Here is an 11,868-nt window from a genome sequence, read left to right on the forward strand (position 1 = left end):
GCAAACAATACAAGACGTTGAGGGGTGCTCGCGAACGTGATCGTCCGGCGGGGAAGGACGTGGAGTCCGTGCCGGGTCCGGCTCGATTCCGGGGCCTTCCATCCGCTAGGGTGGGGCCAGCCCCTCACGTGGCGCTATCTCACCCAACTCCCCCAGGGCCGGAAGGCAGCAAGGGTAAGTGGGCTCTGGTGGGTGCGTGGGGGGCGCTTTGCGTTCCGGGGCGGGTTCAGGACCGACCGGGGCAGGACTGGTGGCCGGGGCCGGGACGGGCCGCAGCAGGCACCGGAGCCGGCCGGGGCGGGCAAGCCGGGACAGGCCGACCGGGTCTGCGGGCCGCTGTTGTCGGTGGGCCCGGATAACCTCGTAGACGTGTCGTCCCTTGCGCTGTACCGCCGCTACCGCCCCGAGTCGTTCGCCGAGGTCATCGGGCAGGAGCATGTCACTGCCCCGCTGATGCAGGCCCTGCGGAACAACCGGGTCAATCACGCGTACCTGTTCAGTGGGCCGCGAGGCTGCGGCAAGACCACCAGCGCGCGCATCCTCGCCCGCTGCCTGAACTGTGAGCAAGGCCCCACGCCCACTCCCTGCGGGGAGTGCCAGTCCTGCAAGGACCTCGCGCGCAACGGGCCGGGCTCCATCGACGTCATCGAGATCGACGCCGCCTCGCACGGTGGTGTGGACGACGCCCGTGACCTGCGTGAGAAGGCCTTCTTCGGGCCCGCCTCCAGCCGGTACAAGATCTACATCATCGATGAGGCGCACATGGTCACCTCGGCGGGCTTCAACGCCCTGCTGAAGGTGGTCGAGGAGCCGCCGGAGCACCTCAAGTTCATCTTCGCCACGACCGAGCCCGAGAAGGTCATCGGGACCATCCGGTCCAGGACGCACCACTACCCCTTCCGGCTCGTGCCCCCCAGCACCCTGCGGGACTACCTCGGCGAGGTCTGCGGCCGTGAGGGCGCCCACGTCGAGGACGGGGTGCTGCCGCTGGTCGTGCGCGCAGGTGCCGGATCCGTCCGTGACTCCATGTCCGTCATGGACCAGCTCCTGGCCGGCGCCGCCGACCAGGGTGTGACCTATGCCATGGCCACCTCGCTCCTCGGGTACACCGACGGGACGCTCCTGGACGCGGTAGTGGACGCGTTCGCCTCCGGGGACGGGGCCGCCGCCTTCGAGATCGTGGACCGGGTGGTGGAGGGCGGCAACGACCCGCGCCGCTTCGTCGCCGACCTGCTGGAGCGGCTGCGCGACCTGGTGATCCTGGCCGCCGTGCCCGACGCCGGGGAGAAGGGGCTCATCGACGCCCCCGCCGACGTCGTCGAGCGGATGCAGGCCCAGGCCTCCGTCTTCGGGGCCGCCGAGCTGTCCCGCGCCGCCGATCTGGTCAACACCGGGCTCACGGAGATGCGCGGAGCCACCTCGCCCCGGCTGCAGCTGGAGCTGATCTGCGCCCGGGTGCTGCTCCCCGCCGCCTTCGACGACGAGCGCTCGGTGCAGGCGCGGCTCGAGCGGCTGGAGCGCGGCGGTGCGGCCTCCGCCGCCGCGGCCTTCGCCCAGGCCCCCGCCATGGGCTACGTACCCGGTCCGGAGGCCCACGCCATGGCGCCCGCGGCCGTACGGGCCCCCGTGCAGACGGCGGCCCCGGGGCAGTCCGCCCCAGCACAGGCGGCCCCCGTCCAGCCGGCTCCCGTGCACCACCCCGACCCCGCCCCGGCGCCCGTGGCCGCGCCCGAGCCGGCGGCCCCCGCTGCGGCGGCCCCGGCCGCCGCGCCCGGCGCTTGGCCCGGAGCCGCGCAGCCCGGCGGCGGCGCCCCCGGTGCCTGGCCCGGCGCGGCCACCCCCGGCGCCCCCGCGGCCCCGGCCGCCGCTGCCTGGCCCGGTGCTTCCGCCCCCTCGGCCCCTCCCGCCGCCCCGCCGGCCCCCGCGCAGGCCCCCGCTCCGGCGGCGTCCGTCGCCCCGGGCCCGGGGATGGCCGCCGGTGCCGGGCAGATCCAGGCGATGTGGCCGGCCGTCCTGGAAGCCGTCAAGAACCGCCGCCGCTTCACCTGGATCCTGCTCAGCCAGAACGCCCAGGTCGCCGGCTTCGACGGCACCACCCTCCAGCTGGGCTTCCCCAACGCCGGAGCCCGCGACAACTTCGCGAGCAGCGGCAGCGAGGACGTCCTCAAGGCGGTGCTCGCCGAGCAGTTCCAGGTCACCTGGAAGATCGAGGCCGTGCTCGGCGGAGGCGCCCAGCCCATCGCCCCCGTGTCCGCGTCCTCCTACGGGGCTCCGCCCTCGCCCGCCTACAACCAGCCGCAGGCCCAGCAGGCCCCGCACCAGCAGCCGCAGCAGTCCCAACAGCCCCAGCAGTCGTACCAGCAGCAGCCGCCGCAGCCGCAGCAGTCGTACCAGCAGCAGTCCCAGCCGCCCGCCCACCAGGCGCCCCCGCCCGTAGCCCCCGAGGACGACGTCGCGGAGGCCGACGACCCGGACCTCGTGGACACCGCACTGAGCGGACACGACCTGATCGTGCGCGAGCTCGGAGCCACCGTTGTAGAGGAATACACGAACGACTAGGGAGCCCGACTTGGGTGCCCGCACGAAGGGCACCCGGGAACCCGGGCTAGTCTTCATGGCGTGAAGGTCCTCGTCATCGGCGGCGGCGCCCGCGAACATGCCCTGTGCCGCTCTCTGTCCCTCGATCCCGACGTCAACGCGCTGTACTGCGCTCCCGGTAACGCCGGCATCGCCGAGGTGGCCGAGCTCCGCCCCGTCGACCCGCTCGACGGCGCGGCCGTCGCCCGCCTCGCCACCGAGCTCCGCGCCGACCTGGTCGTCGTCGGCCCGGAGGCCCCGCTCGTCGCCGGGGTCGCCGACTCCGTGCGCGCGGCTCGCATCCCCGTCTTCGGCCCGTCCGGCGAAGCCGCGCGGCTGGAAGGTTCCAAGGCCTTCGCCAAGGACGTGATGGCCGGCGCCGGAGTGCCGACGGCACGCAGCTACGTGTGCACCACCCCGGACGAGGTGGACGAGGCCCTCGACGCCTTCGGCGCCCCGTACGTCGTCAAGGACGACGGCCTCGCCGCCGGCAAGGGCGTCGTGGTCACCGAGGACCGTGCCGCCGCCCGCGCCCACGCGCTGAGCTGCGACCGCGTGGTCATCGAGGAGTTCCTCGACGGCCCCGAGGTCTCCCTCTTCGCCATCACCGACGGCGTCACGGTGCTGCCGCTCCAGCCCGCGCAGGACTTCAAGCGCGCGCTCGACGGCGACGCGGGACCCAACACCGGCGGCATGGGCGCGTACTCCCCCCTCCCCTGGGCCGACCCGAAGCTCGTCGACGAGGTCATGGCCTCCGTCCTGCAGCCGACCGTGGACGAACTGCGCCGCCGCGGCACGCCCTTCTCCGGGCTGCTCTACGCGGGCCTCGCGATCACCTCGCGCGGTGTGCGGGTCATCGAGTTCAACGCCCGCTTCGGCGACCCCGAGACCCAGGTGGTCCTGGCCCGGCTGCGCACCCCGCTCGCGAGCGTGCTGCTGAACTCCGCCAACGGCACCCTGGACGCCCAGGCCCCGCTCGTCTGGCGCGAGGACGCGGCCGTCACCGTGGTCATCGCCTCCCACAACTACCCGGAGACCCCGCGCACCGGGGACCCCATCACCGGCCTGGCCGACGTGGCCGAGCAGGACGCCCCGTACGCGTACGTGCTGCACGCCGGGACCCGGAGCGAGGGCGACGCGGTCGTCAGCGCGGGCGGTCGCGTGCTGTCGGTGACGGCGACCGGTTCCGATCTGGCGCAGGCGCGGGAGCGGGCGTATAAGGCCGTCGCGCGGATCGGGCTCGACGGCTCGCAGTACCGCACGGACATCGCGGCGAAGGCCGCCGAACACCGCTGATCAGCAGGATCCGACGGAAGCGGGCCCGGTGCGCACTCGGTGCGGCCGGGCCCGCGCGCATGCTCGCGTACGAGTGCATCCGGCCGCGTTCGAACACACCCAGCTTTACCCAAAGCCATTCCATCGGGTGATCGTCACCCGGTCTGCCTGACGTCCGGCCCCGCCCCAACTATGGTGCGGCGCAAGCATTCCGGGTCTCATTCCGGCACATGGCCCACCGGCATTGCGATGTCAGGGGCTGGTGTCACAGTGGGGGAGTGAGCAACGCCGACGCAGGGCAGAGGGGGGTGAGGTCCGGCCGTGTCCGGAACCGGTTCGATCGCTGAAGTGGGCGCGCCTTCCGCGCGTTCCCGCGCTTTGGCCGTGCTGCGCGTGCGCAGCAGGGCGCTGGCCGTGGGGCTGCTGCCCGCCGCCGTCGCCGTGGTGCTGGTGAGTGCGCGGATGACGGGCCGCCTCGCCGGTGACCCCTGGCAGGCCGTGACCCTCGCCGTGTGCGCCGTCGCCGCCTTCGTCCTGCTCGTCGGCGGGATCTTCGCCGCCGTCGTCCTGCGGGCGAGCCCCGCCATGACCCCGACCGTGCCGCTGTCGGAGTCCGCCGCCCCCGACCTCTACCGGCTCGTGCGGGACCTGGCGGACCGGATGGACGTTCCGGCGCCCTCCGCGATAGCCCTGACCCCCGACTGCGACAGCTGGCTGGAGGACCGCACCCACCCGGCACACCGCCGGGCCACCGGCCGCATAGCCGGTGGGGCCGCCGGAGCCGGCGGCCCGGAATCCGAGCCCGGGGCCGCCCCGGTGCTGGTGATCGGCTCGCCGTTCCTGTGGTGGATGAGGGTCGCGGAGCTACGGGCCGTCCTCGCGCCCGTCGTCGCCGGTACCGGCCCTTCCGCGCACCCGGACATAGCCGACGCGCGTGGATTCGTACGGGGCCTCGACGCCGCCGTGGACGTGGGCGGCCGGCGCTTCCTCGGCTGGATCGCCGCCCCCGCCCGGCTGCTGCTGCGGCTGTGCCGGGTGGACGCCGCCGAGATGGAACGCGGGGTCGCCGCCGCCGCCTCCGACCGTGCACAGGGTGTGGACTACGCGCTGCGCATCGCCGCCCAGGAGCAGGTCGGTCTGGCCTACGCGGGCTGGGACCGGCTGCTGACCCGCGTCGCACTGCCCGCCTGGCGGATGGGCCGCTGGCCCGCACACCTCGACGCGGGGGTCGTCTCCGCGCTGACCGAGCTGTCCCGCCGCGACCGGCTGGCCGACGGGTTCACCTCGAGGCTGGGCGAGCGCCCGGCGTGCGATCTGCTGGACCAGCCGGGAGCGGTGGACGAGGCCGCCTCGCTGCTGGCCGCGCGGTTGTTCCACGGAGGGCCGGCCGAGGCCGGGCCCGACTGGTCGCCGGTGGACTGGGCGGCCTATCCGGAGGAGGTCGTCGACCGCAAGTGGCGGACGGAGGCGGCCCGCCTGCTCGCCGCGCTGGACGCGCTGTCGGCGTCCTCGTCGCCCGCCGCCTCCACGGTGGAGCGGGTGCTGACCCACCTCACGGACGCCGACGCGGACGCTCTCGCGGGCCGGCTGAGCGGTGACCTGGCGCGGGAGGCCGTGCCCGTCGCGGCCGCCGCCGCGGGCCGCGGGGCCGACGCCCTGCCGCTGTTCCCGCTGGAGACCCCGCGCAGCGGGCGGGACCTGCTGGCGGACCACGTGCTGGCGCTGGTGTGCTGCGCGGCGGTCGACTCCGCGGGCGCTGAGCCCGGACTGGACTGGCTGGACGGGCCCGTCCTGCTGGTCGCCGGCGTACGGCGGGCGGATCTCGCCGGACGGGTGCTGTCGCTCGTGGAGGACGGGGACTCCGGGCCGCTCCGGGACTGGCTCGCGGAGGTCGGCGTACGCGCCGAGAAGCCGGTCCGCCTGGTGTAGCTCCCCGGGCCCGGGTGCACTACGGGATCCCCGATGAATTTTTCGCGACGAACGGTGACGGACTGCGTGCGTTATGTGATGTGCTGGGACCGGTCGTGGCGTTCGGGGGAGCGAGGGAGGGGAGCACGGTATGGGTGCGGAGCAGATCCGGCGTTGGGAGTCAGGTGCGCTCGCGCACGCGGTGACCGATCCCTTCGGCCAGGGCCCCCTGCCGTGGTTCCGGGGGAGCGAGCTCTACTACGACGACAGCGGACAGGTCGTGCCCTGGTACGTGGACCCGGCGCTCACCACCGGACCGGGGCAGCAGGTCCCCCGGCCCAGGAGCAACGGCGGCCAGCGCACCGCCGACGACGTGCACCGGCAGATCAAGGGGTTCGCCTCCACCGGAGCCGTCGCGCCCGGTGAGGCCATCGACTTCCACATCACCGTGGATCCGCCCCAGCAGTTCTCCGTGGACGTCTACCGCATCGGGCACTACGGCGGCGACGGCGCCTCCAAGATCACCACCAGCCCCCGGCTCTCGGGCATCGTCCAGCCCGCGCCCCTGACCGCCGACCGCACCGTCTCCTGCCACCACTGGTGGCTCTCCTGGCGGCTCCAGGTCCCCTCGTACTGGAGCGTCGGGGCGTACGTGGCGGTCCTGACGACCGCCGACGGGTACCGCTCCCACATCCCCTTCACGGTGCGCGACGACCACCCGGCCGATCTGCTGCTCCTGCTGCCGGACATCACCTGGCAGGCCTACAACCTCTACCCGGAGGACGGCAGAACGGGCGCGAGCCTCTACCACGCCTGGGACGAGGACGGCCGCCTGCTCGGCGAGCGCGACGCCGCCATCACCGTCTCCTTCGACCGCCCCTACGCCGGCGCGGGCCTGCCCCTGCACGTGGGCCACGCCTACGACTTCATCCGCTGGGCCGAGCGCTACGGCTACGACCTCGCCTACGCCGACGCCCGCGACCTGCACGCCGGCCGCATCGACCCCACCCGCTACCGGGGCCTGGTCTTCCCCGGCCACGACGAGTACTGGTCCCGGCCCATGCGCCGCACCGTCGAGCGCGCCCGCGACCACGGCACCTCGCTCGTCTTCCTCTCCGCCAACACGATGTACTGGCAGGTCGAGCTCTCCCCCTCGCCCTCCGGAGTCGACGACCGGCTCCTGACCTGCCGAAAGCGCCGCGGTCCCGGCCGTCCCAGCCTCTGGCGCGAGGTCGACCGCCCGGAGCAGCAGCTGCTCGGCATCCAGTACGCGGGACGGGTCCCCGAGCCCGCGCCCCTCGTGGTGCGCAATGCCACGCACTGGCTCTGGGACTCCACCGGAGCCGTCGAGAACGACGAACTGCCCGGCCTGGTCGCGGGTGAGGCCGACCGGTACTTCCCGCGCACGCAGCTCCCCGAGCACCAGAGCCGGATCCTGCTCGCGCACTCCCCGTACGAGGACGGCGAGGGCCACCGCCGCCACCAGGAGACCTCCCTCTACCGGGCCCCCAGCGGCGCGCTCGTCTTCGCGTCCGGAACCTTCGCCTGGTCCCCGGCCCTCGACCGCCCCGGGCATGTGGACGAGCGGGTCCAGCGGGCCACCGCCAATCTCCTCGACCGGATCTGCAAGCGGGACTGACCCGGACCGGGCGGGGGCGCGGGCGCGGGAGCCAGAAGGGGAACCGGGCCCCGGACCCGTTGTCCGCGTTCGCGAACGGGTACGGGAGAATGGCCCTGCGCTCGTACAGAACCACAGGGAGACCCCGTGTCCGGATTCGTCGAAAAGCCCGAGCCGGTCCAGGTGCCCGGCCTCGTCCACCTCCACACCGGCAAGGTGCGCGACCTCTACCGCGACGAGGACGGCCGGCTGGTCATGGTCGCCAGCGACCGGATGTCCGCCTTCGACTGGGTGCTGCCCACCGAGATCCCGGACAAGGGCCGCGTGCTCACCAAGCTCTCGCTGTGGTGGTTCGACCAGCTCCAGGACCTCGTCCCGAACCACGTGATCAGCGCCGAGCTGCCCGAAGGCGCCCCCGCCGACTGGGCGGGCCGCACGCTGATCTGCCAGAACCTCGACATGATCCCCGTCGAGTGCGTGGCCCGCGGCTACCTCACCGGTTCCGGCCTCGCCGAGTACGTACAGACCCGTACGGTCTGCGGACTCGGCCTCCCCGAGGGCCTCGTGGACGGCTCCGAGCTGCCCGCGCCGATCTTCACCCCGGCCGCCAAGGCCGCGGTCGGCGAGCACGACGAGAACGTCTCCTACGAGGAGGTCGCGCGCACCGCCGGCGCCGAGACGGCCGCTCTGCTGCGCCAGACCACCCTGGCCGTGTACGGCAGGGCCCGGGACATCGCCCGTGAGCGCGGCATCCTCCTGGCGGACACCAAGTTCGAGTTCGGCTTCGACAAGGACGGCAACCTGGTCGCCGCCGACGAGGTGCTCACCCCGGACTCCTCCCGGTTCTGGCCGGCCGACCTGTGGGAGCCGGGCCGCAGCCAGGCCTCCTTCGACAAGCAGTACGTCCGCGACTGGCTGAACTCCCCGGCCTCCGGCTGGGACCCCAAGGGCGAACTCCCGCCGCCGGCCCTCCCGCAGGAGGTCGTGGAGCAGACCCGCGCCAAGTACGTCGAGGCGTACGAGCGGCTCACCGGCCAGTCCTGGACCTGAGCCGGGAAGACACGGAGGGGCCCCGGAAACGGGGCCCCGACCGGGGCCCCCGCGCGGCCCCGGAAACGAAAGAAGCCCCGGTCCGAGGACCGGGGCTTCTTCACTGCTGAGCGGACAACGCGACTCGAACGCGCGACATCCACCTTGGCAAGGTGGTGCTCTACCAACTGAGCTATGTCCGCATGCGCCGTAGCGCGAGAACCACTATACCCAACCTCGCTCCCGTGCGAGACGCACTGCCGTGTGGCGGTTCTCGGCGCCCAGCTTGGAGGCCGCCGAGGACAGGTAGTTCCGTACCGTCCCCGGGGACAGTGCGGCCCGCTCCGCGATCTCCGCGATCGGTGCCCCGTCCCCCGCCAGTTCCAGCACCTCGGCCTCGCGGGCGGTCAGCGGGGAGTCGCCCGCGCTGATCGCGTCCGCCGCCAACTCGGGGTCCACGTAGCGGCCTCCCGCGTGCACGGTCCGGATCAGCTCGGCCAGCCGCTGCGCCGAGACGGTCTTCGGCGCGAAGGCCCGTACGCCCGCGGCGAGGGCCCGCTTCAGGTGCCCGGGCCGGCCGTGGCTGGTCACGATCATGGTCTTGCAGTCGGGGAGTTCGGCCCGCAGGGATGTGGCCACGCTCACACCGTCGGCCCCCGGCATCTGCAGGTCCAGCACGGCCACGTCCGGCCGGTGGGCCCGCGCCATCGCGAGTGCCTCCGGCCCCGAGGCCGCCTCCGCGACGACCAGCAGGTCGTCCTCCAGGCCCAGCAGCGCGGCGAGCGCGCCCCTGATCAGGTGCTCGTCGTCGGCCAGCAGTACGCGTACGGGGCTCATGCCCGCGCCTCCGGTTCTCGGATCGGCCCGGCCGCCTGGCCGGGAATCTGGGCCAGCAGCCGGAACCGGCCGCCGTCCACCGGGCCGGCCTCCAGCGTGCCGTCCAGCACGGCGAGCCGTTCCCGCAGGCCCGCGAGCCCCGAGCCCGGCGGGCCGGCCGGGGCCTTGGGGGCCCCGTCGTTCTCCACCACCAGCGTGAGCGTGCCCGAGGGCGCCGCCGTCAGCCGGATCACGCAGCTGCGGGCGTCGCCGTGCCGCAGTACGTTCGTCGTCGCCTCGCGCACCACCCAGCCGAGCGCCGACTGGGCCTCGGCGGGCAGTTCGCGGCCCGGTTCGTAATCGACCCGGCAGTCCATCCCGGCCGCGTGCAGCACCCCGCGCGCACCCTCGAGCTCCACCGCGAGGTTCGCCTCCCGGTAGCCGCGGACCACGTCGCGGACCTCCTTCTGGGACTCCCGGGCGATCCGCTGCACCTCGATCATCTGCTCCACGGCTTCGGGGCGTTCGCGCCGGGCCAGCTGGACGGCCAGCTCGCTCTTGAGGGCGATGACCGCGAGGTTGCGGCCCATCACGTCGTGCAGGTCCCGGCCGAACCGCAGCCGCTCCTCGGCCACCGCGAGCTGCGCCTGCACCTCGCGGGCCCGGTCCAGCTCGTACACGGTGTCGAGGAGCCAGCCGGAGAACCCGCAGGCCGCGCAGAGGAAAGCGCTGGTCATCAGCACCCCGACGGCCAGGCCCGCGGACTCTCCGGCCGAGATGCCGAAGGCGAGGGAGGCCAGAGCGACGAAGGCGGCCGTGGCCGGGGCCACGTAGCGCATCTGCCGGATCCCGCGCAGGCACAGGACGAGCGTGCCGCTGGTGAAGCAGGTCATGCCGACGATGACGGTCGGGGTCACCGACGGCTCGCCGGTGAGGCCGGCCGCGCGCAGGGAGAGCACGCCCAGGCTGGCGGTGGCGGTCGCGGCGGTGACGCCGACCGCGAGGCGGACCGGGCGCTCGCGCAGGCCCAGGATCCAGTCGAGCGACCGGGAGGAGAGGAAGCCGACGAGTACGGAGTGCGCGCACACCGTCAGGAAGAGCGAGACCGCGACCGGCGCGGAGGTCTTTCCGGCCATCGAGCCCAGCGCGGCCAGTCCGATCGACACGATCTCGATGACCACGAAGAAGTGGAACGACCAGCGCGTGTACAGCTCGACCTTCCCCGCGCTGCTGCGGTTCTTCCACCAGCCGCTGAGTTTCATGACCTCAGTCTCGTGGGCTTCGGGCCGGAGGGGCCATGACACCTGTCATGGATCTCGGATATCCGGCCTGCGGTGATGTCGGCGGTGGTGTGTTTCGAGGGCATACGACAAAGACCCCGGTCAATGACCGGGGCCTTCATACGCTGAGCGGACGACGCGACTCGAACGCGCGACATCCACCTTGGCAAGGTGGTGCTCTACCAACTGAGCTACGTCCGCATGCTTCCCACGACAAAACTGCCGTGCGATGCGTGCATCACTCTACCTGATCCACAACCGTGGTCGGTAAAGCGAGCAGAGCGGGTGACAGGGATCGCACACTGCGCCTTCCCCCTGGAAGGGGGATGTTCTGCTACTGAACTACACCCGCACGACTTCGGGGTCCGACCTGCGGCCTGGCCCCTTGGCGTGATCCACACACTAGCGGACCGAGTGGGGTGGATGGCAAATCGGCTCTCAGTGAGCCGCGTTGTACTCCTCGTAGACCTTCTTGGGGATCCGCCCGCGCGGCGGTACGTCGAGCTGGTTGGAGCGGGCCCAGGCCCGGACGACCGCCGGGTCGGGGGCGATGGCGGTGTGCTTGAAGGCCTTCCCGGAGCGGGCCTGGCGGCGGCCGGCCGCCACGAACGGGGCCAGGCCCTTCCGCAGTTTCTTTGCGTTGGCCACATTGAGGTCGATCTCGTACGTCTTACCGTCCAGCCCGAAGACGACCGTTTCCGCTGCTTCTCCGCCGTCGATGTCGTCGGAGATCGTGACTACTACGCGCTGGGCCACGGATATCGGTCCCTTCGTGCGACGCCGCTCCCCGCTGACGTGCGGGGACGAAGCGGTGATGTCGCCTGTGTGGATGTTTCGGAAGAATGCATCTTTCTGGCCCCACCATGCACCGCGAAAAAGCCAGTGCACCGGAGGAATCCTTTGTACCCCGATTCTCATTGCATTGCGAAGCCCAGTTAATTCTCTCCGCGTGTCTTGCCGCAATCCCGGACACATGGTTTTCCGGCGGATTTTGCGAAGCGTTGGTGAAGCCCAATCCGTCCGACGGTGACCCGCGCAGCGTATCTACCCGCGTAGAAATTTCGGCCGGGTACGCTGATGGAACCGCCTTCGCACCAACCACCTCATCGGGAGTGCCAGTGGCACGCGTCGTAGTCGACGTCATGCTCAAGCCGGAGATCCTCGACCCCCAGGGCCAGGCGGTGCAGCGTGCACTGCCGCGCCTGGGCTTCGAAGGGGTCGCCGACGTCCGCCAGGGGAAGCGCTTCGAACTGGAGGTGGAGGGACCGGTCGACCAGGCCGCCCTCGACCGCATCCACAAGATGGCCGAAACCTTCCTCGCCAACACCGTCATCGAAGACTTCACCGTGAAGGTCGAGGCCTGAC

At 72.4% G+C, this 11,868-nt stretch carries 9 protein-coding genes, 3 tRNA genes and 1 other RNA gene; 7 read left to right on the forward strand and 6 right to left on the reverse strand.

Annotation, left to right across the window (positions count from 1 at the left end; translation table 11 throughout):
• Positions 1–115 precede the first annotated feature (115 nt).
• The 6 genes from ffs to OTB20_RS01525 all read left to right on the forward strand — a co-directional run bounded on the left by ffs (position 116) and on the right by OTB20_RS01525 (position 8,428).
• An RNA gene (gene ffs / locus OTB20_RS01500) (signal recognition particle sRNA small type) lies at positions 116–214 on the forward strand.
• A 155-nt stretch (positions 215–369) separates the two neighbouring features.
• Positions 370–2,559: a DNA polymerase III subunit gamma and tau gene (locus OTB20_RS01505; RefSeq protein WP_267814640.1), complete on the forward strand. Its 2,190-nt coding sequence runs from the start codon at positions 370–372 to the stop codon at positions 2,557–2,559.
• A 60-nt stretch (positions 2,560–2,619) separates the two neighbouring features.
• On the forward strand, positions 2,620–3,873 hold the full coding sequence (gene purD, locus OTB20_RS01510) for a phosphoribosylamine--glycine ligase (RefSeq protein ID WP_267814642.1): 1,254 nt from the start codon (positions 2,620–2,622) through the stop codon (positions 3,871–3,873).
• A gap of 300 nt (positions 3,874–4,173) precedes the next feature.
• On the forward strand, positions 4,174–5,781 hold the full coding sequence (locus tag OTB20_RS01515) for a hypothetical protein (RefSeq protein WP_267814644.1): 1,608 nt from the start codon (positions 4,174–4,176) through the stop codon (positions 5,779–5,781).
• Positions 5,782–5,911: 130 nt separating this feature from the next.
• A complete protein-coding gene (locus OTB20_RS01520; protein ID WP_267814646.1) occupies positions 5,912–7,399 on the forward strand; it encodes a N,N-dimethylformamidase beta subunit family domain-containing protein in 1,488 nt (495 codons plus the stop codon).
• A gap of 126 nt (positions 7,400–7,525) precedes the next feature.
• Positions 7,526–8,428, forward strand: a complete 903-nt coding sequence (locus OTB20_RS01525; protein ID WP_267814648.1) for a phosphoribosylaminoimidazolesuccinocarboxamide synthase — start codon at positions 7,526–7,528, stop codon at positions 8,426–8,428.
• 109 nt (positions 8,429–8,537) lie between these two features.
• On the opposite strand, the gene OTB20_RS01530 is transcribed toward OTB20_RS01525, so the two are convergent.
• From OTB20_RS01530 to OTB20_RS01555, 6 genes are all read right to left on the reverse strand, one after another.
• A tRNA-Gly gene (locus tag OTB20_RS01530) sits at positions 8,538–8,610 on the reverse strand.
• Between the two features lie 22 nt (positions 8,611–8,632).
• Complete coding sequence (locus OTB20_RS01535) at positions 8,633–9,244, reverse strand: response regulator transcription factor (protein ID WP_267757073.1); 612 nt, start codon at positions 9,242–9,244, stop codon at positions 8,633–8,635.
• Positions 9,241–10,485, reverse strand: coding sequence for a sensor histidine kinase (locus OTB20_RS01540; protein WP_267814649.1), 1,245 nt, complete (start codon positions 10,483–10,485; stop codon positions 9,241–9,243). Before OTB20_RS01540 ends, OTB20_RS01535 begins: the two co-directional genes overlap by 4 nt.
• A 146-nt stretch (positions 10,486–10,631) precedes the next feature.
• Positions 10,632–10,704, reverse strand: a tRNA-Gly gene (locus OTB20_RS01545).
• A 79-nt stretch (positions 10,705–10,783) separates the two neighbouring features.
• Positions 10,784–10,855: transfer RNA gene (locus OTB20_RS01550), tRNA-Gly, on the reverse strand.
• An 86-nt stretch (positions 10,856–10,941) separates the two neighbouring features.
• On the reverse strand, positions 10,942–11,259 hold the full coding sequence (locus OTB20_RS01555) for a histone-like nucleoid-structuring protein Lsr2 (protein WP_267814650.1): 318 nt from the start codon (positions 11,257–11,259) through the stop codon (positions 10,942–10,944).
• 356 nt (positions 11,260–11,615) lie between these two features.
• Here OTB20_RS01555 and purS point away from each other — a divergent pair, with 356 nt between their 5' ends.
• Entirely contained in the window at positions 11,616–11,867 is a 252-nt protein-coding gene (gene purS, locus OTB20_RS01560) for a phosphoribosylformylglycinamidine synthase subunit PurS (RefSeq protein WP_267757070.1), read from the forward strand.
• Position 11,868: the final 1 nt, after the last annotated feature.

Origin of the sequence: Streptomyces sp. H27-H1 (assembly GCF_026627445.1) — a bacterium.
GTDB lineage: Bacteria > Actinomycetota > Actinomycetes > Streptomycetales > Streptomycetaceae > Streptomyces.

Bases quoted from the DNA above. Each gene is read 5' to 3' on its own strand.
- OTB20_RS01520 (WP_267814646.1), top strand. From the start codon at position 5,912: ATGGGTGCGGAGCAGATCCGGCGTTGGGAGTCAGGTGCGCTCGCGCAC.
- OTB20_RS01535 (WP_267757073.1), bottom strand. From the start codon at position 9,244: ATGAGCCCCGTACGCGTACTGCTGGCCGACGACGAGCACCTGATCAGG.
- OTB20_RS01540 (WP_267814649.1), bottom strand. From the start codon at position 10,485: ATGAAACTCAGCGGCTGGTGGAAGAACCGCAGCAGCGCGGGGAAGGTC.